We start from the raw sequence: 22,397 nt of genomic DNA on the forward strand, positions 1-22,397 counted from the left end.
AGGGCCATTCTGTCATCGGTCATCGTCTTCTTCTCCAGGTTCGAGTTCGCATCCGAACCCTACCAGAAGATCGACGGTGGCCACCCTCTCAGGGAAACCTTCCTACACCACCCCGTGGGACACGACCCATATCCGCAAGTGATATTGATAATGCTGCTGCGACGATCGGCGCAGCCATCAAGCAAAGCGTCGTCACTTCAGATAAGGATATTGGCTGCCAATATGGACCAGAGAGACGCGATAGCGATCTTTGCGCACAGTGGAAGGCGGCGGACGCGGCTCATGATGCGGCTCAATATGCCCTGTGGGGCATCGGCATCGGCATAGTCGGCACTGGATTTTTGTATGTAACTTTCAGAGAAACCAGGCGGGTAAGTCGCGCGCAACTCCGCGCCTATGTATCTATAAAACCCCTGGGGCTGAGGATAAAAGAAAACGGAATAGGAAAACAAATTACGGCGGGACTTAAGGTTCGAAATGGAGGGCAGACTCCAGCTTACAATGTTGTATGGCATGGCAATATCGTCGCTCTCACCAGTGAAATTGCCATCGGTTTTTTTGATGACAGCAATAACGAGCCTCTGCCTATGAGAAATCCGCGTCCAACTTTGATTAACAGCAACGATGAGATCGATGGCGATCTGGAGTCGGTCGATGACCTGTCGCCTATTGACTGGTCAATGGTCCAGACTGGTGCCAAGCACCTTTATCTTTATGGGACCGGCGAATACCGCGACGTTTTCAATCGGCCGCACGAAAACCGATTCTGCTATATTGCGGAACATCAGCCCAAGCTGGCCGGCATCGTTGATACTAAAAAACTCCCGCTTGTCTGGCAGCAGGCTCCGTTCTTCAACAGTTCCACCTAACGCCAACAGCGCCGCGAAAAAATAGGCACGCTTTGACCCCTTATACGGCGGCATATGCATCGAAAACGATGACAGGCGTAACTATCGGGGTGCGTTTGCTATTCAATGCCGAACCCGTTGCACCTGGATTGTCGCGGTTCTTTGCTGGTTGTCAGTCATCCTGTTCCTCGGCGGGGCCATGGGGACGGGCTACGCCATGCTGCATCAGCCTCCAGCCATTGTTGAACAGCCGGCGATACAACTTGGCCAAAAAATTTCGCCTTTTCGGGTGATTTTCGACGCGCAGCGGTTTTGAGACCTTGAAATGCGGACTTCTCGCGTGCGTGCCTGTTCCAAGTTAGCTGTGCAGTAGCCTGATGACCTTTGGTGAAACCTGAGCGAAAAGGGCGCAGGACAACTACCCCTGACGGATCAGAGGCAGTCCGGCCCCGTTCAGCGCGTCATGACCTTCGGAGCCAACCGTCGCTTTAGGGCGTGTCTGGGCGAGGGATCGCCAGTCACTTGGCAGTTGCTTCCGAGGCTGTTCCCTGCCCCGCCAACCCCGCTCTGCCTTTCGGACTCGGGTGCGCTTTGCTGGACCCCTTCTGGTAGCGCCTCTGCCTGTTCCGCCAGAGTTTCGAGCCAACCCGGAGCAGCGCCCGCGCGGTGGCGGGTTCTCATTATGTATTCCAATTGTTCACGGCATACAAGTGGAGCCGAAAAGTAGAACGCTCCTTTCATCTTCGATTGAAAAGTGGTATTTAGATACCCGCAACTTGGAGGCTGTTATGCGCGAGAATGTTCACGACACTGCGGTTCGGTTCCGGGCCAACAACTCCCTGATCGCCGCCGCTTCCCTCAAGGCCCAGCGGGAGGGCATGAGCCTGTCCGAACTGATGCGCCATGCCCTGCGCAAAGAAGTGCGGGGTGTCGCATGATGGCCGCCGATGACGCGAACGGCGCTCTTGGCGACCTGGCTTTCATCATTAGGGACGCAGCCGGTGGTGATCTCGAAGCTCAGCGGGCGGGCCGCGCCATGGCTTTGCAGGACATGAGCACGGCGGCGGCGCGTGGCGACTATGCCATGGGGCAGGGGCACGCGATGGAAGCCATGTTCTGGGCGCGCTTCGCCGCAAGCCAAGGCCATGACGATGATGCCGTGATGCTCGCCGCCGTCCTTGTCTCGCTGGCAGAATATTGGGGCTATGACCGCCGCAGCGCGGATGCGGCCTGGGGCAACGATCTTCTCGCGGAAGCCGTGGCTATCCTCGATCGCCTCGCATCGCGGGGGAATGAAGCCGCCGCCACCGCCATCAACGAAATGGCGGACAGGTTCGCCCCTCACATTTTCCAGCAAGCTAAGGAGATCGCATAATGGCGATGGGTTTCCAAAACGGTAGTCGCCTGCGGCAGCTATTTGAGCTTCCGCCGCCTTACACCACACCCGGCATTGGTGACGGCCTGCCCGGCGCAATGCAGCCCAATGGCCTGCCGATCGCTCCCCCTATGGAGGTAGCAAACCGCTCGCCTGCTCGGATGGCCTTCCGCGGCGTGGGTGCAGGCAGCACCGGAGCGCAGCCGCAAGGCGCGCCTATTTCGACAATGCCGCTCGATACGCCAATGGCGCCGACTGGATTGCAGGCGCAGCCGGTGTCGCCAATGGACAGCCTCCAGCCAAAGAAAGCGGGCTTCTTCGATAAAGACGGCGCATGGCGTGACGTGCTGGGCGCTCTGGCTGATGGCATGGCTGGGGCGGCAGGCGGTCAGCCGATGTACGGCCCGATGAAGATGCGCCAACGCCAACAGCAGGCGGAGTGGGGGCGGCAAGACGCGCTGCGCCGCGAAGATCGCTCCTGGGCTGAGCAGGACCGCGACGCGAAACTGGCGCAGCCTCAATATTTCATGTCCGGCCGCGATCGGGTGATGTTCGATCCGATCACTGGGCAGGCGCAGACGATCTACGATGGTCCGACCGACTTCGAAGAATATGCGGGCCTTATGGGGCTGGAGCCGGGCAGCGACGATTACAACGAGGCGATGCAGGACTTCGTGCTTCGATCCAATGGCCCCACCGCGCAACAAGGGCGCCAGGAACTGGAAGATGTCCGCCAAGGTCACCGGGTCTCGCTTGAAGGGGTCAGGCAGGGGAACCGCGCCTCCCTGCGCCAGATGCCGACCTATGCGAACCTCCATCCCCGACCTTCGGCGGCTGGTGGCGCGGGCGGCGGCAACGGGGGCAATCGTCCGCCGCGCACGACCGGCAATGTCTATGCGCCGATCCTCTCCAAGGTGGCATCGGGCAAGCCGCTGACAGCCGGCGAACAGCAGGTGCTTTCGCTTTATGGTCGCGGAGGTCGCCCCGGTGGCACGGGCGGTGCCGGCAACATCCCGACCGTGAAGACGCCTGCCGATGCGGCGCGGCTGACAAAGGGGACGCGATACCGCACCCCGGATGGAAGGGTGATGGTGCGCTGATATGGAAGGAGAGCAATGGCCCGGCACGCCCGTCAACGACGCCCCGTCCGATCAATGGCCTGGCACCGCCGCGCCGTCCGCGCCTCGTCCTGGCATGGCGTTCCGGGGTAGCGGCACGGCGTCGTCTGCCTCCCCGCTGTCGGTCACAGGTGAGGCGCATGACGGCGATACCTTCCGCCTGAACAACGGGCAGAATGGGCGGCTTTATGGTGCCGATGCTTTCGAGCTTGATCAGCATGGGATGCAGGGTGGTCAGATGGTTCCGCTGGGGCAGCAGGCGCGGGGCGCAATCCTCCCTTACCTCCGCCCTGACACAACGGTCACGCCGACAGGATCGCAGACCTACGGGCGGCCAGTGGTGTCGCTGGAGCAGGGCGGGCGTGATGCTGGGCTGGGGTTGATTGATCAGGGCATGGGCTTGGCCGCGCCCAAATATCTGCAAGGCGATCCACGCTTGCAACCCTATATGGAGGCTGAGCGACTTGCCCGCCTCAACCGGCGCGGCGCACATGCCGGACAGTTCCAAGACCCGGCAGATTTCCGAAAGGGTACGCCTGATCCTTGGGCAAAACCGGAATGGCTGGACGCGCCCCAGAAGGGCAGCATTGCCGTCTTCAATGACGAGGCCACGCCCTTTCAAGGTCTGCGACCTGAGATCGCCGCGGGTTATCAAAAGATATGGATGGACCCTGCTTCGACGGCAGACGACCTGTTGGGATATGCAAAGACGAACGGCTTCATCATCGACCCCGACGCGACGCGCAAATCCTATGGGGAGCGCGCCAAGCGCGGCGCTGATCCGACTTTGCGATATACCGACCTGCCGAAGCTACTGACCGATACGGAGGGCGGCGCGATCGGCTCCGCTGTGCGCGGCCTTGCCGACCCCTTCAACATGCTGGACGAAATGGGTGGGGTAGTGGATTCGCTCGGCGGCACGCCCGGCCGTGAAAACGTGTGGGGCAGCGATCGGCGCTTTGCCGACATCCTCTACAACAACATCGACCAGAACCGGAGCATCCTCGGCTATGACGACGCAGAACATCCCTATGCGCGCTTCGGCGGGCAGCTCGCGAGTGGCATCGCGCTTCCTGGCGCATCCGTGGAGGGTGTCGGACTGGCTGCTGCTCGGCAGGCCATGCGCGCCGGTGGATCACGGCTTGCTGCTAAGCAGGCGGCGCAAGCGTCTGTCCGTCGCCGCCTCGCTGCTATCGGGTCGCTAGAGGGCGGGCTTGCCGGCTTTGGTGCTGGTGAGGGTGGCGTGACCGATCGCTTGCCTGGCGCGGGCCTTGGTGCGGTCACGGGCGCAGCGCTGGGTTACGGCACCGGCGCACTTGCCCAAACGGTAGGCCCGATTAGCGCCAGCACGCTCGCCCGGCTTCGGAATCGCCGCCCCTCTGTTCTGGGTGACGAAGGGGCGTCGCCCGCCGCGCCGCACGGCGATGTTGCCAGTCATCCATTCACCACTTCTATGGCGAACGAAGACGCAAACCCGCTGCCCTCGATCACGTCGCCCCGGATGGTGGATCGCATCGACGTGACGGCCGGGCCTCGTCCTCTGACGGACCCAGCTACCGAGATGCAGCGCCGGGCCATGGCGGAGCGTGTTAACCCGTCCGACATCCTGCCGCTACCGTCCAACGTGGTTGCCAGCCAGGACGAGGCCGCCCGCATTGGGGCTGGGCTTTATCCGACCGTAAAGGCACCCAATGAGGCAGGTATGCTGGAAAGCCGCGTCCTGCCGCGTGGTGACGATCCCTCGCGTGAGGTCGCAAAGCGTGGGCCTGCCGATCTAGTCACCTACCTGCGCAGTCGTGGCGGCGTGGTCGACCAAGGCGGCGAACTACGCGCCATGGGGATCACGGCCAATGCTGGGCGCGATCTGGACTTCGCGCGGGGCGAGCAGCGCTTTGGCAAGTTGGTCGACAATGATAACGGGATGCGCCTCGATGAAGCCGCTGACGCGGCTTGGCGCGCGGGATATTTCCCGGATCATGCAGAACGTCCGACCATCGCGGAATTTCTCGACGCCATGGACAACACCAACCGCGGCATCAACCGCTCGTTTCGTACCGACGATCTGACGGAGGTCGATGGGTTCAACGCTGCTCGCGAGCAGCGCCTTGCCGTCGAGCGAGCGCGGGAACAAGGCGCGCCATTGGCAGAGGATCACGGCCAGCCTGCTACCTTGGACGATCTGGACGCGAACCAGCCGCCAGTGTCCGCTTATGAGGAATGGGGCGAACAGGCGCCCGACTTCGCCGGAAACATCCGCTTGTCGAAGCTGGACAGCCCACAGGCAATTCAGCGGGCGTTGACGCAGGCGGAGCGCATGACGGGCGGCTTCGATGCTGCCCGCCGCGGTCGCATCAGCCAGGCGGAGACGCAGAGCCTTGCAGACGAATTGGGCATGACGCCTGAAAAGCTGCTGTCGCGCCGGAAGGGGCAGGCGTTCAACGCAGAGGAAGCCTTGGCGTCCCGGCAGATACTCGCCAAGTCGGGGAACGAGCTGGTCAACATGGCCCGCCGCATCCAGCGCATGGACGATCCCGGCGAAGAGGCGCTATCCGCGTTCCGGCAGGCGCTTGTCCGTCACGTCGCCATTCAGGAGCAGATATCCGGTGCGACGGCGGAGGCGGGTCGCACGCTGGCGCAGTTCCGCATGACGGCGGATAGCCGCAATGTCCGCGGCAACGTCCTCAACGGCCTGTCGGAGGGCGGCGGCGGCAAGGATCGGTTGAAGGAGGCGGCTGACCTCATACTGGAAGGTGAAACTGTCGATCCGGGTTCGCTCAATCGGGCGGCGCGCGACGCGCTAAAGCCGGGCTGGGGCGACAAGTTTAAGGAATTGTGGATCAACTCGCTCTTGTCGGGGCCGCAAACGCACGTAGTCAACACGGTGTCGAACACCATGACGGCGCTGGCGCAGATCCCGGAACATGGGATTGCCGCAGCGATGGGCGGCGTTCGTAATATGGCGGCGCGCGGCAAGGTGGCGGATCGGGTGCTGTTCACCGAATTAGGCGCGCGATCGGTGGGACTGTTGCAGGGCGTGAAGGACGGCCTTCGCCAAGCAGCGCGCACCCTGCGGACGGGTGAGGCCTCGGACTTCGCGAACAAGATCGACACGGTGCATCAGGACGCCATCAGTGGCTTGAAGGGCAAGATCATCCGTACACCCACGCGCCTGCTGTCGTCGGCGGACGAACTATTCAAGGGAATGGCGCGGCGCATGGAGTTGAACGGCCTGGCGGTGCGCAAGGCTGCTGCGGAAGGTCTGCGTGGAGAAGAGGGCAAGCGCCGTGTCGCTGATCTGGTTGCCAATCCGACCGACGAAATGCTGGATCAGGCCTTTGACTATGGGCGTTATCTCACGTTTCAGCGGCCGTTGGGCAAGGTCGGCACAGCAGCGACAATGCTGAGCAATTCGACCCCTGCAATGAAACTGGTGCTGCCGTTCGTCCGCACGCCGACCAACCTCCTGAAATTCTCTCTGGAAAGATCGCCTGCCGCGCCACTTTTGAAGGAATGGCGGAAGGATTTTCGTGCGGGCGGCGCCAAGCGTGATCTCGCATTGTCGCGCGCTCTTGTGGGTAGCGGCGTCGGTGCACTGGTGGCGGAATTGGCCTCCCAAGGCCTCGTCACAGGCAACGGGCCTGCCGATGAGAAGGCGCGCGCATTGCTCCGGGCGGATGGCTGGCAACCCTATTCGATCAAGGTTGGCGATCGCTACGTCAGCTATCAGCGGCTCGACCCCTTCGCCTCCACGCTGGGCGTCGCGGCCGGGATGGTCGAGTTGCAGGACCATATGACGGACAAGCAAAAGGATGATGTGGCACTGCTGGTCACGGCGTCCGTCATGCAGAGCCTTTCGTCCAAAACCTGGCTGTCCGGGCTCGGCGATCTGGTGGACGCGGTGAATGATCCGGGCCGCTATGCAAATGGGTGGCTCAAGCGCACTGCCGGTTCGCTTGCTGTTCCCGCAAGCGTGGCCCAGGTGGCGCGCACGATGGACCCGACCCTGCGAGAGGCAGATACCATCATGGATGCGGTGCGCCGCCGTGTGCCGGGCCTGTCGAAGTCGTTGCCCGAACAGCGGGACGTGTGGGGCCAGCCCATCACCAGCGAGGGCGGTATCGGGCCGGACATCGTGTCGCCTGTCTGGACATCGACCCGGCGCAATGATCCGGTGAACAATGGCCTGCTCGATCAAGGTTTGACGGTCCCTGAGTTTCAGCGCCGCGATATGTCGCCCGCTGACTATGGGCGGTTTCGGGAAGAGGCCGGGGCGATGTCGTACAATGGCGTAGCCAGTCTGCTTGCCCGCCCTGACTGGCCCGCACTCGATCGAGAGGACCGGCAAGCGGAAATCAGCCGATTGGTGACCAAGGCGCGGAGGGAGGCCAAGATCGGTATGTTCGGGAAGTTGAAGCCCAGCAGCGGCGCTGATGCGTGGCCGGGGACGCCGGTGCGGTAGAGCGCGCTTATAAAGCCGCCTCGCCTCAAAATCGACGCACGGGCAGGCAGGTGCCGCCATCCCACAGGCTCATCGGCTAGAGGTGGGCGAAGCTCCGCAGGATGCAGTCCTTCGTGACGAAACTCCGCCCGCGACCGAAATAGCGGCCAGCCGGATGATTGCGAGCCCGATTCGGTCAAGCGCCATTACGACCAGCCAGACGGCGGCCTATGCCTGTCATGTTCTCAGCCTCTACCCTACTCGCCATCGAGGGCGTCTCTATAATTGGTAATCAGCTCCATTTCGGGAGCATGGTCCCAATGTGGTTGGGAAAGTTTGCTTTTTTGAAAGGCTGAAGGTGATCCCGGCTCCCGAATGGCTTTGGGAACACAGCGGATAAGCCGGGATCCACTACAGATCATCAGGCCTGCATGATTCGGTCAAGGGGCATGGTGCTGGCGACATTCCTTTGCAAGGCGGCGCCCGGTATCCCAGCGCTCAATATAAACTGCCAACTCGACCCGAAGTTGCTCGCACGCGACATTGCGCCCACCAGCATAGACCTGCGCCACTGTCCGCCCATAGCGGTCCCGCGTAACCGGAGCGATCGTTACCCCGGCGCGGATTAGCCTGGCGAGACTGGCCTTGCTGCTATGCGGATCGCCAGGAGCGCAGTCGCGGCCCTTGCGGCAGTGGCCTGGCATTTCCGGGGCGTCGATGCCTAGCAGGCGAACGCGGCCTATCTCTGGGCAGCGCAGGGTATCGCCGTCGATCGCCACGCACTGAATGGCCGGCGTCCAGATGGAGAGCAGAAGGATGGAGAGGATCATAGCGTCTTGGCAGCAGGTTGTGGGACCGGTCTAAGGGCCTCACGGTACCCCTCATCTGCGCCGCAGCGCAGGCAGGCTTCGCCCGGCCCCACAATGTTCAGATAGCTGGTAACGGTTAAGTGATCGTTGCGCATGGCTTGCATTTATCCGCTTCCGGCGCCCTCTCGCTCGATTGATGCTGACGATCGCCCATGCTCGGCCGCTGTTCCTGGCTGAGCGAATCGACTGACATGCCAGTGGAGGGCAGTGGGAGGGCGTGGCGCTCCGGCAGGCGGTTGCCCGGAGGCTGGATCAACTGATGGCACCGACTAACCGCTACCAACAAAATTCCGTCATCGTCCACGGTGAGCCACCCCTGTCTGGCGGGCGATGTGGTTTCAAATGTGGGAACGCCCCAGCGATTTGACGGAAATTGCGCCGTTTTTCAACCAATTAGCTGAAAAATTTGGAGGCCCGAGCCGGAATCGAACCGGCGTGCAAGGATTTGCAGTCCTCTGCGTAACCACTCCGCCATCGGGCCTCGACAAGTGGGTGGCCGCAAATGTGCGGCTTTGGATGCAAAGTCAAGCGGGGGATGGGGCGGGCGCCGCAAGATTCTTATCCACCGTCGCGCAAAGCCGCTTGGCGCGGGCCGCGCGCTGATTTAGAGGTCCGATGATCCCCTTAGTGTATTGCATTGCCAATACAGTTGTGCCAAGCCCACCGGACAAGCGAGGAACTATCGTGACCGAGCAGAACTATTCTTCGATGCGGGCCGCCATGGTCGAAAGCCAGTTGCGCACCAGCGACGTGGGCGACCAGCGTGTCATCGCCGCGATGGCGAAGGTGCCGCGCGAGGATTTCGTGCCTGCGCAGCGCCGCGCCATGACCTATATCGACCGTCCCATTCCGCTGGCGGGGGGGCGTTCGCTCAATCCGCCGCTGGTGACGGGGCGGCTGCTCGATGAAGCGCATGTGGTTCCAGGCGACAAGGTGCTGCTGATTGGCGCAGCGACCGGCTATGCCGCCGCGCTGTTGTCCGAACTGGGCGCGCAGGTGACGGCTGTCGAGGAAGAGGGCGGTGCGGAGATCGCGCTGTCCGGCGTGACGGTCGTTCGCGGCCCGCTTAACGCCGGCGCCGCTGATGGCGCGCCCTATGACCTGCTGTTCATCGACGGCGCGGTGGAGGAAGTGCCCGCGACGCTCGTTCAGCAGCTTGCCGAGGACGCCCGCGTGGTGACGGGGGTCGTCGATCGCGGCGTTACGCGCCTGTGCGGCGGCCGGGTGGTTGCGGGAGTGCTGGGCCTGAGCAGCCTTGCCGATATCGAAATGGTGGCGTTGCCCGGTTTCGGCGCGCCCAAGGGATTTGTGTTCTGAAAATGATGGGCGGGGACAGATGACGGCGAAGCGCACCTCTTATCGGCATCATGCCGCAGCCGCTTTGCTGTTGCTGTCCTCCGCCCTGACCAGCGGCGCGCAGGCCGAGACGTTGCAGAGTGCGCTGGCCAAGGCCTATGCATCTAACCCGACGCTGACAGGCGCGCGCGCGGGGCAGCGCGCGACCGACGAAAATGTGTCCATTCAGAAGGCTGCGGGCCGGCCCGGCGTGGACGTGACGGGCAGTTTTTCCGAAAGCATCCTCAAGCCCACCATCAGCTTCACGTCGCCGCAAAGGACGGTGAATGCGCAGGCGCAGCTGAACGTGCCCATCTATTCGGGCGGCGCGGTGCGCAACGGGGTGAAGGCGGCCAGGACGCGCGTGGAGGCCGGCCAGGCCAATCTGCGCGGCACCGAAGCCAGCATCTTTTCGCAGACCGTGGGCGCATATATGGATGTGATCCGCGACAGCGCGATCGTGTCGCTGAACCAGTCCAACGTGCGCGCGCTGGAGGTTAATCTCCAGGCGACCAACGACCGGTTCGAAGTCGGCGACCTGACCCGGACCGACGTAGCCCAGTCGCAGTCGCGCCTGGCGCTGGCGCGGTCGGACCTGCAGATAGCGCAAGCCAATCTGATCGCCAGCCGTGAAAATTATATCGCGCTGGTGGGTGACGCACCCGACGCGCTGGAGCCGCCGCCCGCGCTGCCGGGGCTTCCCGCCACACCGACCATCGCGGTGCAGGTCGCTCTGAACGACAATCCAGACATAGTGGCGGCCAAGAAGGATCGGATCGCCGCGGGCTATGATGTGAAGGCGGCGCGCGCCGCGCGTTTGCCGACGCTGTCGGGCTTCACGACGGCAGGCTATACCAATTATCTGCATACGCTGGGCGGTAGCGCGCAGGATGTCGATGGCAATTCGGTGGAGGGGCCGCAGATCAACAAGCAGGCCACCGCCGGCGTCCAGCTGACCATCCCGCTCTATCAGGGTGGTCGCCCCGCCGCGCAGGTCCGCCAGAATCAGGCGCGCGAATCGCAGGCGATCGAGCGCGAGATCGAGGTGGAGCGCAGCGTTATCTCCCAGACGCGCGCCGCCTATGCCAGCTGGAAGGCATCGCTGGAGAGCATCGAATCGAACCAGAAGGCGGTCGAGGCCGCCAATCTGTCGCTGGAAGGCGTGCAGGCGGAAAATTCGGTCGGCAGCCGGACCATTCTGGACATCCTCAACGCCGAACAGGAAGCGTTGAACGCCAAGGTCCAGTTGGTGACGGCGCAGCGCAACGCCTATGTCGCCGGTTTCAGCGTCATCGCCGCCATGGGCCATGCCGAAGCCGACGATCTGGGCCTGGAAAGCGGCACGCTGTACGACCCGATGGTCAATTATGAACGGGTGAAGGGCAAGTGGCTCGACTGGAGCTTCGATTCCAAGCCAACCCCCGTCGCTACGCGGACCGTTGACACGCCCGCGCAAAACGCCAATGTCGGACCCGCTGCGCAGCAGCCTTAACCGCTTGTTAACCCGGCCGGGTAATCTTGGCGTTTAAGGATGCGCAATGGATTTTGGACGGGGACTATCCATGGGTGACATGACCAAGGAACCCTCGATGGAAGAGATACTCTCGTCCATCAAGCGGATCATCGCCGAAGAAGGCGAGGAAGCGGTGCAGGCCGCCCCGCGCCGCACGCGCGCCGAGGCCAAGGCGGTCGCCGCGCCAGCGCCCGTCGCGGTAGAAGAAATATTGGAACTGACCGACGAGGTCGCGGAGGAGATTGCCATGCCTGCTCCCAAAGCCGCCGCCGCAAACGCACCCGCCGACGACTCGATTCTATCGGTCGAGAGTGAAGTCGCCGCGCGTCATTCGCTGTCCGCTTTGTCCTCCATGCTGGTCGCGCCCAAGGATGGGCAGGACAATACGCTCGACGGGTTGGTCCGTGCGATGCTCAAGCCGATGCTGAAGGACTGGCTGGACCAGCGCCTGCCGGCTTTGGTCGAAGAGATGGTCGCCAAGGAAATCGCGCGCATCACTGGCCGCTAATCCAGGTCCGCTCCCTTTTTTGCGTCAGCCCGTCCGATATTCCATGATGGACAGGCGCACCCCTATGCCCGGATAGAATGCCGGGTTTCAAAGGGGTGATGATCGATGTTCAGCAGGCGCGCGGTAATCCATGGCCTGTTGGGCGCCCCTTTGGCCGCCTGGATCAACGCCGCTCCGGCATGGGCAGCGTCTGACGACGTCGCTGGGGCCGACATGGCCCGCTTCATCGCGGCGATGCCCAAGGCGGAATATCATGTCCATCTGGAAGGCACGCTGGAAGCGGAGATGAAGTTCGCGCTCGCGCAGCGCAACGGGCTGGACCTGCCCTTCGCCGATGTCGCCGCGATGAAGGCCAGCTATCGCTATCATGACCTGCCCAGCTTCCTGGCCATCTATTATGACGGCATGAAGGTGTTGCGGACGCAGCAGGATTTCTACGACCTGGCCTATGCCTACCTGGCCAAGGCGGCTTCGCAGAACATTCTCTACGCCGAAATTTTCTTCGACCCGCAGGAACATCTGAAGCGCGGCGTGCCGATGGCCGCGGTGATCGGCGGCATCACCCGCGCGCGCGCGGCGGCCGCGGCGCAATTGGGGATAGTGTCGCAACTCATCCTCTGCTTCGTGCGCGACCTGTCGGCGGAGTCGGCGATGGCGGCTTTGGACGCGGCATTGCCGTTCCGCGATCAACTGGTCGCCGTCGGGCTGGATTCGGATGAGAAGGATCATCCGCCGGTCAAGTTCGCCGCCCATTTCGCCAAGGCGCGCGCCGCGGGGCTGAAGGTCACGGCGCACTGCGACCTTAATCAGAAGGATATTGTCGAGCATCTGCGCCAGGCGATTATCGACGTGCGCGTCGACCGGATCGACCATGGCGGCAATATATTGGAATCGCCCGAACTGATCGCGGCGGCCAAGGCGCGGAACCTGTATTTCACCGTCTGTCCGACCTTTTCCGGCACCGTGCGGGGCGATACGCCGCCGGTCGATGTGGTGCGCGGCATGATCGACGCGGGCCTCAACCTCACCATCAATTCCGACGATCCGGCCTATATGGGCAGCGAATATCTCAATGAAGTGCTGGTCAAGGCGCAGGCGCATAGTGCGCTGACCAAGGCGGAACTGGTGCGGTTGCAGCGCAACGCCTTCAATGCGGGCTGGATGGACGAGGGGCTGCGCGCCGCCTGCCATGCCAAGCTGGACGCCTTTGCCAGGGCGGAGGGTGTCGCCGCTTGACCCTATCACCGCACGCACCATTTGGTCGGGATTGTCGTTGAAAGTGATGGATAGCCCGGTCTGAAAGCCTCGCCTCTCTTGCGTGTCGTGCGGCAGGCGTTAAAGCGCGATCATGACCGAATTGCCGAAAATCTTCGACCCCGCCGAGATCGAATCCCGCTGGTATGCGCATTGGGAGAGCAACGGCCTGTTCCGGCCGGAGCGGCCGGATGCGACGCCCTTCACCATCGTGAACCCGCCGCCGAACGTCACAGGCAGCCTGCATATCGGCCATGCGCTCGACAATACGTTGCAGGACATCGTGATCCGATACGAGCGGCTGCGCGGCAAGGACGCCTTGTGGGTGGTCGGCACCGACCATGCGGGCATCGCGACGCAGATGGTGGTCGAGCGCCAGCTCAACGCCAAGCAGCAGAAGCGCACTGATTTCACCCGCGACGAATTCGTTGCCAAGGTGTGGGAATGGAAGGCCGAGAGCGGCGGGACCATCACCAGCCAGTTGCGGCGTCTGGGCTGTTCGATGGACTGGGCGAACGAGCGCTTCACCATGGACGAGGGCTTTTCGAAGGCGGTCGTCAAGACCTTCGTGGAGTTGCACAAGCGCGGCCTGCTCTATCGCGACAAGCGGCTGGTGAATTGGGATCCGCATTTCCGTTCCGCCATTTCGGACCTTGAGGTCGAGACGGTCGAGACGAAGGGTGGTTTCTGGCGCTTCCGCTATCCGCTGGCCGATGGCGTCACTCTGGCGGACGGCAGCGACCATATCGTCGTGGCGACGACGCGGCCGGAGACGATGCTGGCCGACATGGCGATCGCCGTGCATCCCGATGACGAGCGCTACAAGAATGTCATCGGCAAGGAGATTCTCCAGCCGATCACCGGTCGCCGTTTCAAGATCGTGGCCGACGAACATGCCGACCCGGCGCTGGGCACTGGCGCGGTCAAGATCACGCCGGGCCATGATTTCAACGACTTCGACGTGGGCAAGCGCGCGGGCTTGAAGGCCGGTGAGATGCTCAACATGTTCGACGCCGACGCCAATGTCGTCCAGACCGCCGACGGCCTGATCCCCGATCGCTTTCTGGGGCTGCATCGCTTCAAGAAGGATGGCGTGGACGGCGCGCGCGAAGCCGTGGTCGCGGAGATGAAGGCGCTCGGCTTCCTGGTGCCCCATGTCACCAAGGACAAGGAAGGCGAGGAGGTTTCGACCGATTTCGAGCCGCGCACCATCCAGACGCCGTTCGGCGACCGCTCCAACGTGGTCATCGAGCCCTGGCTGACCGACCAATGGTATGTCGACGCTGAAAAGCTGGCGGTCGCCCCTATGCAGGCCGTGCGCGACGGCGCGATCGAGATTGTGCCCAAGACATGGGAAAAGACCTTCTTCAACTGGATGGAGAATATCCAGCCCTGGTGCGTGTCGCGCCAGCTCTGGTGGGGGCATCAAATCCCGGCATGGTTTGATGAGGATGGCAACAGCTATGTCGCTGAGAGCGAAGCCGAAGCGCAGGCGCTGGCGGGCAACAAGGTGCTGACCCGCGACCCCGACGTTCTCGACACATGGTTCTCGTCCGCCCTCTGGCCCTTTGGCACGCTGGGCTGGCCGGAGCAGAGCGACAAGCTGTCGCGCCATTATCCCAACGACCTGCTGATTTCCGGCTTCGACATCCTGTTCTTCTGGGATGCGCGCATGGCGATGCAGGGGATGGAGTTCATGGGCGAGGCCCCATGGAAGAAACTCTATCTCCACGGGCTGGTCCGCGCGGCCGATGGGCAGAAAATGTCGAAGTCCAAGGGCAATGTGGTCGATCCGCTGGGCCTGATCGACAAGTTCGGCGCGGACGCGCTGCGCTTCTTCATGGCGGCGATGGAAAGCCAGGGCCGCGACGTGAAGATGGATGAAAAGCGGGTCGAGGGCTATCGCAACTTCGCGACCAAGCTGTGGAATGCGGCGCGCTTCCTCCAGTCGAACGGCGTCACAGCCTCGACCAGTCATGAGGCGCCCGCCGCCGCGCTCCCGGTCAACCGCTGGATCATCGCAGAAACGGTCGCGACCGTGCAGGCGATCGACACGGCGATGACCGAACTGCGGTTCGATGCGGCGGCCAACGCCATCTATCATTTCGTCTGGGACCAGTTTTGCGACTGGTATATCGAACTCACCAAGGGCGCGATGGACGACGAGACGCGCGCCGTCGCGGGCTGGGCGTTCGACCAGATATTGGTGATGCTGCATCCCTTCATGCCGTTCATCACCGAAGAATTGTGGCATCTGACCGGTGCGCGTTCCAATGAACTGATCGTCGCGCAATGGCCGCAGGCGTTGGCCGCGGTCGATAGCGAGGCGCAGGCGGAAATCGACTGGCTGATCCGGCTGGTGAGCGCGATGCGGACGGCACGGACCGAACTCAACGTGCCGCCGGGCGCTAAACTTCCGGTGATCGTGCGCGATGCATCCGAAGAAACGCATCGTCGTCTCGATCGTCAGGGCGTGGCGCTGGCGCGGCTTGGCCGGGTCGAAAGCCTGACCTTCGGCGAACCGCCGGCTGGCGGCGCGGCGCAAATCGTGGTGGACGAAGCGACCTTCATCCTGCCGTTAGTAGGCGTGATCGACATCGGGGCGGAAAAGACCCGCCTGGCCAAGGCGCTGGCCGCGGCGGAGAAGGAGCGGGATAGCCTGGGGGGTCGCCTGTCCAACCCCAGCTTCGTCGAGAAGGCCAAGCCCGAAGCGGTCGCCAAGGCGCGTGAGGATCATGCCGAAAAGGCCGCCGAGGCGGAAAGGTTGAAGGCGGCGCTGGAACGATTGGGATAAGTCGATAGATGTGTTCCCGCCTTCGCGGAAACACGGATATATAGGGAGAGGCAGGCGCGTGGCAGCAAGCAGATCGGGCGCAAAAGACCTGACGCAGGGGCCGATCGCCGGCGTGCTGCTGATGTTCGCCATTCCGACGCTGGCGTCCAACATCCTCCAGTCGCTCAACGGGTCGATCAACGCGATCTGGGTCGGCCGCTTTCTGGGCGCGCAGGCGCTGGCGGCAACCGCCAACGCCAACATCATCATGTTCCTGATGTTTTCGGTCGTGTTCGGTTTTGGCATGGCGTCCACCGTGATGATCGCGCAGGCGACGGGCGCGCGCGACCTGGATGCGGCGCGGCGCGCCTTTGGATCGGCGGTCGGCTTTTGTTCGATATTGGGTCTGGCCGTCGCGCTGGCGGGCTGGATCGGCGCACCGGCGCTGCTGCGGTTGCTGGCGACGCCGGCGGAAGCGTTCGACATGGCGCTGATTTACCTGCGGGTCATTTTCTTCGCGATGCCCGCGACCTTGCTGGTCGTCATGATCATGATGGGGCTGCGCGGCGCCGGGGACGCGCGCACCCCGCTGATCTTCATGATCGTCAGTGTGGCCGTGGACCTGATCCTCAATCCGGTGCTGATCCTGGGGCTGGGGCCGATCCCGGCTTATGGCATCGCCGGATCGGCGGCGGCGACCGCGGCGGCGGGCTTTGTCAGCCTGATCGGCGTCGTCGCCTTCATCTATGCCAGGGATTTGCCGCTGCGGCTGCGGGGGCGCGAATTGCGCTATCTGTGGCCCGCCGCCGACCAGATGCGCGTGCTGCTGGCCAAGGGCTTTCCCATGGGTTTGCAGATGATCGTCATGTCCGCTTCCGGGCTGGTGATGATCGGGCTGGTCAATCGCGAAGGCTTGCTGGTGACGGCCGCCTATGGCGCGGCGCAGCAGATATGGACCTATCTCCAGATGCCGGCGATGGCGATGGGCGCGGCGGTCAGCGCCATGGCGGCGCAGAATATGGGCGCGGGCCGATGGGACCGAATTAGCCGCATCACCGGCTATGGCATAGGCTATCTGCTGGCGATCACAGGGGCGATGATCGTCGTCATCCTGTTGTTCCACGGATCGCTGCTGTCGCTGTTTCTGGGTGACAATGCGGTCGCGATCGCGGCGGCGTGGAATATGCAGTTGCTGGCGAGCTGGAGCTTCCTGCTGTTCGGCTGCACCATGATCCTGTTCGGCGTGATGCGCGCCAATGGCGTCGTGGTCGCGCCGTTGCTGATCCTGATTTTTACGCTGTTCGGCGTCCGGCTGGGCTTTTACCACATGGGCTACCCGCTGTGGGGCGCTGACGCGCTCTGGCTCAGCTTCCCGGCGGGGTCGTTCATGTCGCTGCTGCTGGCGTGGATCATCTATGCGCGCGGCGGCTGGCGCAACGCGCGATTGCTGGTCCCGGTGCATGAAGAACAATGCCGCGAAACGGCCAATAGCGACGCTGAACCGGCCGGCCGGATCGCGCCGGCGGGCTGAAGCCGTTTACCGCCCCTGGTTGCGCCAGCGGGTGATGGTGCGTTCCAATATATCGGCTTCGCTGCCGGACTGGCGCCAGAGTTCGGTGAAGCTGGGATCGCCCGATGCGGGGCGGCGATGCTCCTCCAGATTGTCGAGCGCGACGCGGATCGGCACGGCAACGCCTTCGCCGCAGATGATCGCCTCCCGATTGCGTAGGGCGGGGATCGAATCGAGGAAGCCGCGGGCGCCTTCGGGCATGGCGGCCTTCACGAACGCCTGATCGCGGTCGTTGTTGAGGCGCATCGAGATGATCGTGCCGCATTGCGACAGGACGCCTTCGGCAAGGTCAGACGGGCGCTGGGTAATGAGGCCCAGCGAAACGCCGTATTTACGGCCTTCCTTGGCGATCCGCTCCAATATCTTGCGCACGGCCTGACCGTTGCCGGTGGTCGTGTTGGGGATGTAGCGATGCGCCTCTTCGCAGACCAGCAGGATCGGCCGCTGCGGCTCGTCGCGCGCCCAGATGGCATAGTCGAACACCAAACGAGACAGCACCGACACCACGGTCGAGGTTATGTCGGAAGGCATGGCGGACACGTCGATGATAGAGATCGGCTTGCCGTCGGAGGGCAGGCGGAAAATCTTGGCCAAAAACGCCTGCATCGTATCGGCGACCAACATGCCGGAGAACATGAAGCTGTAGCGCGGATCGGCCTTGATCTCGTCGATCTTGGTCTTCAGGCGCATATAGGGCAGCGAATTGGTGCCCTTGTCGAGCTTGCCCATCTCATTTTGCAGGATCGTGGTGAGGTCGGACAAGAGATAGGGGATCGGCGAATCGACGGTCAGCCGCCCGATGCTTTCGGCCAGCCGGTTCTTCGTCCGCGCGGCGAGCAGGCATTTGGCGAGAATATCGCAATCGACCGTGCGTTCGGAACCGGAGGAGGTCACGAACACCTCGCAATGCTCCTCGAAATTCATCAGCCAATAGGGCAGGGCCAAGTTGTTGACGTCGAACACCGCGCCGTTGGTGGCGAAGGCTGCGCCATATTCGCCATGGGGATCGATCATGACGATATGGCCCTGCGGCGAAAGGTCGCAGATGCGGTGCAGGATCAGCGCGGCGCTGGTCGATTTGCCGGTGCCGGTGGAGCCGAGCAGCGCGAAATGCTTGCCCAGCATTGAATCGACATAGAGCGCCGCGCGCGTGTCCGTGGTGGGATAGACGGTGCCGATCTCCACATTCGCGCGGTCGTCCGCGGCGTAGATCTGGCCCATGTCATGCCCGGACACCGGGAAGATGTCGGTGCCTGGCGTGGGATAGCGGGTTACGCCGCGGCGGAAGCGATAGATCCGCCCGGTCAACTTCTCCTCATCGCCTTCGCCCAGGAAATCGATGTCGGCGACGATGCCCTTACTCGCCTGATCCAATGTCATCGCGCGGACGCTGGCGACCAGCCAACTATTGCCGACGCGCATCTTCACTTGGCTGCCGACCTGGCCGGCCATGGCGGTGCAGGGGTCTTCATCCTGCTCCAGCAGCGCCAGACGCTGGGCATCGATCAGCACTTTGGAACTGGACCCGGCGATCTGGAACACCATGCCCATCGACTGGACTGACGTCAGGTGCACAGGCGCTGATGCAGACGAAAAATGTTGTGCGCCCGGCATATGGGTCATGAGCCTTTTGTCGTCCCTTGGACCGGAACGGCTTCCGGTTAACAGGATGCTTCTAGGCAAAAGAGGTAAAGATTGGCTTAGCTTGCGCCGCCGCATCGCCCGCAAAGGCCCGCGTCAGGGTGGAGGGTGAAGGTTAAGAGACGTTGAGCCGGGGTCCGATCTGGACCAGTCGTTTGGCGGACAGGAACATGGATCAAGTTCGGGCATTGGGATTAGGCAACAAACAGGATGGCCGCGTGTCCGATATCTCGAAGATTCATGGCCATACAGATGGCGGGCGTCGGTCCGCCGCGATCGCCATCGCGCGCGTGATCTGCATATTGGGCGTCGTCTATGTTCACGCCTGGACCGGCTTGAATGGCGAAGCGCTCAAGGCGCTGCGCGGCAGCGGGCAGGATAATCTGCGCTGGCTGCTGATGGAATTGTTCGGCCGCAGCGCGGTGCCATTGCTGGGCCTCATATCCGGCTGGCTAGTGGCGCAGTCGCAGGCGAGCCGCGACTGGGGCCGCCATGTGCGGCGCAAGGCGCGGACCATTCTTCTGCCCATGCTGTTGTGGAACATCATCGCGATCATCCTGGTGTCGGGCGCCGCCTGGCGGCTGGGCCTGTCCGCGCCGATGCCGCAATCGGGATGGTGGGTGGTCGACGAGATACTGATCCTGACGCGCAACCCCGACATCAATGTGCAGATGCCGTTTCTGCGCGACCTGTTCCTGTGCATGGTCGCCGCGCCCTTGCTGGTGCGGATGCCGGGATGGTTGCTGGCGCTGATCGCGGCCGCGGCGGCGGGATGTCATATCGCCGGTTTCGGGCCTCCCGTGCTGATGCGGGCGTCGATCCTGGTCTTCTTCACGCTGGGGATATTGGCGCAGCGCGGCGGTTGGGCCGAGCGGGTGGCGGGCAAGCCGATGCTTCTGATGGCGATACCCTTCGCCTTGCTGATGGGGGTGCAACTCTATCATGCCGTCACGGTCGGCGACGACGCCTGGCCGGTGGCGCAGCGGGCCCTTGACCTGACGCTGCGGATCGCGGCGGCGGTTGCTTTCTGGCGGCTGGCCTGGGCGCTGGCGGACAGCCCGGCGCGGCCGATGCTGCTGCGGATAGAGTCTTATATGTTCTTCCTGTTCAGCGCTCACCTGATCCTGATCTGGCTGCTGGGGCCAGTGCTGGGCGGACTGTTCGGGAAAATGGGCACGCCCTTCTATCCCTTCTACCTGATCGCGCAGCCACTGATGGTGCTTGGCGCGGTGGCCGCGATCGGCGCGGCATTGCGCCGCGTCGCGCCAGGCGCGGCGGCGCTGCTCAGCGGCGGGCGGTTGAAGCGGCCGGAGCCTCAGGCGGCCTCGCAGGTCGTGACCGTCTGAGCCGCCGCCATGGCGATGGCGAAACTATGCTTGCGCGCGGCGGGATCAAAAATCTGGCCGGTCAGGATCAGTTCGTCGGCCTGGGTGCGGCGCAGGAACGCCGCAATGTCGCTCTCCACATCCGCCTGCGTGCCGATGCTGGAGACGCTCAGCACATCGGACAGCATCGCCTGCGCTTGCGCGGGCAGGGCGTCATAATAGCCCGGCACCGGCGGTTGCAGCTTACCCGGCTGGCCGGTGCGCAGCCGCACGAAGGACTGCTGCATCGAACTGGCGAGCAGATGGGCCTCCTCCGCCGTGTCGGCGGCGAAGACGTTGTAGCCGGCCATCACATAGGGATATTGCAGCTGGGCCGAGGGGCGAAATTCGCGGCGATAGATGGCGATCGCCTCATCCAGCGCGGCGGGCGCGAAGTGCGAGGCAAAGGCGTAAGGCAGGCCGAGCATGGCGGCGAGTTGCGCGCCATAGAGGCTGGAGCCGAGTATCCAGAGCGGCACATCCGCCCCCGCGCCCGGCGTCGCCTGGATGCTCAGCCGTTCGTCCTTGCTGAAATAGGCCTGCAACTCCATCACGTCGCGGGGGAACTGGTCCGCACCGCCGGACAGGGTGCGGCGGATCGCCTGCGCCACCCGCTGATCAGAACCGGGCGCGCGGCCCAGGCCCAGGTCGACGCGACCGGGGAAAAGGGCGTCGAGTGTGCCGAACTGCTCGGCTATCACCAAGGGGGCATGATTGGGCAGCATGATGCCGCCTGCGCCGATGCGGATGGTCGATGTCGCATGACCGATATGCGCCAGCACGACCGCCGTCGCGGCCGACGCGATGCCCGCCATGCCATGATGTTCGGCGACCCAGAAGCGGTGATAGCCCTGCGCTTCGGCATGGGCGGCAAGATCAGCCGCGTGGGCGAGCGCCGTGGCGACAGTGTCGCCTTCACGGACGGGGACGAGGTCGAGCAGGGAGAAACGGGTCATGCCTGCCATATGGGGGCATGGTCGGTTTTACTTCAAGACCTATTAGATGGTCGCGCAGCAGTTTGCGATCGACGACTGCAGATCAGACCGCCCGGCCAAATCCCTGTGCGGGGGCTTCGACGCGGCGGCCGAAGGTGGTGGGCCGGCGGGCGACCAGCGGGTTGGCGTCGCGATCGAGCAGCGCCATCGTCTCGGTGAAACAAGGGCGCAGCGCGACGACCACCTCGATCAATTCGTCGGGCCCTTCATGCGTTTCCACGCAACGGCGGGCGACCATCTCAATTTCTTCGGCCATGGCGCTCAGGCGATAGGCGCCGAACTGCGCCGATTCGCCCTTGAGCGTATGGGCGGGCGTGACCAGCGCGGCGGCGTTGCGCGCGCGAAACGCTTCTTCGACAGCGCCGATGGATTTGGCGCCATCTTCCCGGAAATAGCCCAGGATACGAAGAAAGGCGGTCCCCAGCTCGCTGCGGGTCCGCGTAAATTCGCTCCAACTGACCAGTTCGGTATCGTGATAGGACACCCACGCCGCTCCTTCATTCTAACGAAGCCAAAATAGACGCGGCGCGTAAACAGCAGGTTAAAGCGTGGCGGAAAGCCACCCATTGTGGAGGATAATCACTCGGTCCGGGATAGGCCGAAATGGCGATCGCCCAGCGCCGCGAAGGTCCAGCCCTGCGTCTGGGCGAGCGCCTCCAGCTCGGTGGCGGCGATCGGGTCGTCCGCTTCGATGACGATGGCGCCGGCGTCGCGCATCGCCCGCGCCGCACGCAACGCGGGCCAGGGGCATCTCATGCCTCTGGCGTTCACGAAAACGGGATCGGCCGCCATTGCT

17 protein-coding genes and 1 tRNA gene are annotated in these 22,397 nt (G+C 63.4%); 12 read left to right on the forward strand and 6 right to left on the reverse strand.

Annotated features, from left to right (window positions below):
• The 5 genes from EWH12_RS22110 to EWH12_RS00015 all read left to right on the forward strand — a co-directional run.
• On the forward strand, window positions 1-869 hold an 869-nt coding region (locus EWH12_RS22110; protein ID WP_165363549.1), incomplete at its 5' end, for a hypothetical protein.
• 767 nt (window positions 870-1,636) lie between these two features.
• Complete coding sequence (locus EWH12_RS22115; RefSeq protein WP_165363550.1) at window positions 1,637-1,786, forward strand: hypothetical protein; 150 nt, start codon at window positions 1,637-1,639, stop codon at window positions 1,784-1,786.
• Complete coding sequence (locus EWH12_RS00005; RefSeq protein ID WP_129925303.1) at window positions 1,783-2,223, forward strand: hypothetical protein; 441 nt, start codon at window positions 1,783-1,785, stop codon at window positions 2,221-2,223. The genes EWH12_RS22115 and EWH12_RS00005 overlap by 4 nt, the downstream gene beginning before the upstream one ends.
• Complete coding sequence (locus EWH12_RS00010) at window positions 2,223-3,323, forward strand: hypothetical protein (protein ID WP_129925304.1); 1,101 nt, start codon at window positions 2,223-2,225, stop codon at window positions 3,321-3,323. The genes EWH12_RS00005 and EWH12_RS00010 overlap by 1 nt, the downstream gene beginning before the upstream one ends.
• A 1-nt stretch (window position 3,324) precedes the next feature.
• Window positions 3,325-7,800 carry a thermonuclease family protein gene (locus EWH12_RS00015; protein WP_129925305.1) on the forward strand — a complete coding sequence of 1,492 codons (4,476 nt, stop codon included), beginning with the start codon at window positions 3,325-3,327 and terminating at the stop codon, window positions 7,798-7,800.
• A 419-nt stretch (window positions 7,801-8,219) separates the two neighbouring features.
• Here EWH12_RS00015 and EWH12_RS00020 read toward each other — a convergent pair whose 3' ends face one another.
• Together EWH12_RS00020 and EWH12_RS00025 are read right to left on the reverse strand one after the other, a co-directional pair.
• Entirely contained in the window at window positions 8,220-8,609 is a 390-nt protein-coding gene (locus EWH12_RS00020) for a thermonuclease family protein (RefSeq protein ID WP_129925306.1), read from the reverse strand.
• Window positions 8,610-9,055: 446 nt separating this feature from the next.
• A tRNA-Cys gene (locus EWH12_RS00025) sits at window positions 9,056-9,129 on the reverse strand.
• 203 nt (window positions 9,130-9,332) lie between these two features.
• Between EWH12_RS00025 and EWH12_RS00030 the strand changes: the two genes are divergently transcribed.
• The 6 genes from EWH12_RS00030 to EWH12_RS00055 all read left to right on the forward strand — a co-directional run bounded on the left by EWH12_RS00030 (window position 9,333) and on the right by EWH12_RS00055 (window position 17,562).
• Window positions 9,333-9,965, forward strand: a complete 633-nt coding sequence (locus tag EWH12_RS00030; RefSeq protein ID WP_129925307.1) for a protein-L-isoaspartate O-methyltransferase family protein — start codon at window positions 9,333-9,335, stop codon at window positions 9,963-9,965.
• 19 nt (window positions 9,966-9,984) lie between these two features.
• Entirely contained in the window at window positions 9,985-11,475 is a 1,491-nt protein-coding gene (locus EWH12_RS00035; RefSeq protein WP_129925308.1) for a TolC family outer membrane protein, read from the forward strand.
• A 70-nt stretch (window positions 11,476-11,545) separates the two neighbouring features.
• Window positions 11,546-12,004 (forward strand): DUF2497 domain-containing protein, encoded by a 459-nt coding sequence (locus EWH12_RS00040; RefSeq protein WP_066600664.1) that lies wholly within the window; start codon window positions 11,546-11,548, stop codon window positions 12,002-12,004.
• A gap of 105 nt (window positions 12,005-12,109) precedes the next feature.
• Window positions 12,110-13,240: an adenosine deaminase gene (gene add / locus EWH12_RS00045; RefSeq protein ID WP_242495904.1), complete on the forward strand. Its 1,131-nt coding sequence runs from the start codon at window positions 12,110-12,112 to the stop codon at window positions 13,238-13,240.
• 112 nt (window positions 13,241-13,352) lie between these two features.
• Complete coding sequence (locus EWH12_RS00050; RefSeq protein ID WP_129925309.1) at window positions 13,353-16,052, forward strand: valine--tRNA ligase; 2,700 nt, start codon at window positions 13,353-13,355, stop codon at window positions 16,050-16,052.
• A 58-nt stretch (window positions 16,053-16,110) separates the two neighbouring features.
• The gene (locus EWH12_RS00055; RefSeq protein WP_242495905.1) at window positions 16,111-17,562 is read left to right on the forward strand and encodes an MATE family efflux transporter; all 1,452 of its coding nucleotides are present in this window, start codon (window positions 16,111-16,113) and stop codon (window positions 17,560-17,562) included.
• A 6-nt stretch (window positions 17,563-17,568) separates the two neighbouring features.
• Here EWH12_RS00055 and EWH12_RS00060 read toward each other — a convergent pair whose 3' ends face one another.
• Window positions 17,569-19,224: an ATP-binding protein gene (locus EWH12_RS00060; RefSeq protein ID WP_066600670.1), complete on the reverse strand. Its 1,656-nt coding sequence runs from the start codon at window positions 19,222-19,224 to the stop codon at window positions 17,569-17,571.
• A 236-nt stretch (window positions 19,225-19,460) separates the two neighbouring features.
• Between EWH12_RS00060 and EWH12_RS00065 the strand changes: the two genes are divergently transcribed.
• Window positions 19,461-20,588: an acyltransferase family protein gene (locus EWH12_RS00065; RefSeq protein ID WP_242495906.1), complete on the forward strand. Its 1,128-nt coding sequence runs from the start codon at window positions 19,461-19,463 to the stop codon at window positions 20,586-20,588.
• Here EWH12_RS00065 and EWH12_RS00070 read toward each other — a convergent pair.
• The 3 genes from EWH12_RS00070 to EWH12_RS00080 all read right to left on the reverse strand — a co-directional run bounded on the left by EWH12_RS00070 (window position 20,558) and on the right by EWH12_RS00080 (window position 22,393).
• Complete coding sequence (locus tag EWH12_RS00070; protein WP_129925311.1) at window positions 20,558-21,562, reverse strand: LLM class flavin-dependent oxidoreductase; 1,005 nt, start codon at window positions 21,560-21,562, stop codon at window positions 20,558-20,560. The genes EWH12_RS00065 and EWH12_RS00070 overlap by 31 nt on opposite strands.
• A gap of 82 nt (window positions 21,563-21,644) precedes the next feature.
• Complete coding sequence (locus EWH12_RS00075; RefSeq protein ID WP_129925312.1) at window positions 21,645-22,085, reverse strand: Hpt domain-containing protein; 441 nt, start codon at window positions 22,083-22,085, stop codon at window positions 21,645-21,647.
• A gap of 95 nt (window positions 22,086-22,180) precedes the next feature.
• The gene (locus EWH12_RS00080; protein WP_066600674.1) at window positions 22,181-22,393 is read right to left on the reverse strand and encodes a sulfurtransferase TusA family protein; all 213 of its coding nucleotides are present in this window, start codon (window positions 22,391-22,393) and stop codon (window positions 22,181-22,183) included.
• Between the last annotated feature and the right edge of the window lie 4 nt (window positions 22,394-22,397).

This window comes from Sphingobium cupriresistens, from assembly GCF_004152865.1.
Classification (GTDB): Bacteria; Pseudomonadota; Alphaproteobacteria; order Sphingomonadales; family Sphingomonadaceae; genus Sphingobium; species Sphingobium cupriresistens.

Bases quoted from the DNA above. Each gene is read 5' to 3' on its own strand.
- EWH12_RS00015 (WP_129925305.1), top strand. From the start codon at position 3,325: ATGGAAGGAGAGCAATGGCCCGGCACGCCCGTCAACGACGCCCCGTCC.
- EWH12_RS00005 (WP_129925303.1), top strand. From the start codon at position 1,783: ATGATGGCCGCCGATGACGCGAACGGCGCTCTTGGCGACCTGGCTTTC.
- EWH12_RS00050 (WP_129925309.1), top strand. From the start codon at position 13,353: ATGACCGAATTGCCGAAAATCTTCGACCCCGCCGAGATCGAATCCCGC.
- EWH12_RS00035 (WP_129925308.1), top strand. From the start codon at position 9,985: ATGACGGCGAAGCGCACCTCTTATCGGCATCATGCCGCAGCCGCTTTG.
- EWH12_RS00010 (WP_129925304.1), top strand. From the start codon at position 2,223: ATGGCGATGGGTTTCCAAAACGGTAGTCGCCTGCGGCAGCTATTTGAG.
- EWH12_RS00040 (WP_066600664.1), top strand. From the start codon at position 11,546: ATGGGTGACATGACCAAGGAACCCTCGATGGAAGAGATACTCTCGTCC.
- EWH12_RS00020 (WP_129925306.1), bottom strand. From the start codon at position 8,609: ATGATCCTCTCCATCCTTCTGCTCTCCATCTGGACGCCGGCCATTCAG.
- EWH12_RS00070 (WP_129925311.1), bottom strand. From the start codon at position 21,562: ATGACCCGTTTCTCCCTGCTCGACCTCGTCCCCGTCCGTGAAGGCGAC.
- EWH12_RS22115 (WP_165363550.1), top strand. From the start codon at position 1,637: ATGCGCGAGAATGTTCACGACACTGCGGTTCGGTTCCGGGCCAACAAC.
- add (WP_242495904.1), top strand. From the start codon at position 12,110: ATGTTCAGCAGGCGCGCGGTAATCCATGGCCTGTTGGGCGCCCCTTTG.
- EWH12_RS00060 (WP_066600670.1), bottom strand. From the start codon at position 19,224: ATGACCCATATGCCGGGCGCACAACATTTTTCGTCTGCATCAGCGCCT.
- EWH12_RS00080 (WP_066600674.1), bottom strand. From the start codon at position 22,393: ATGGCGGCCGATCCCGTTTTCGTGAACGCCAGAGGCATGAGATGCCCC.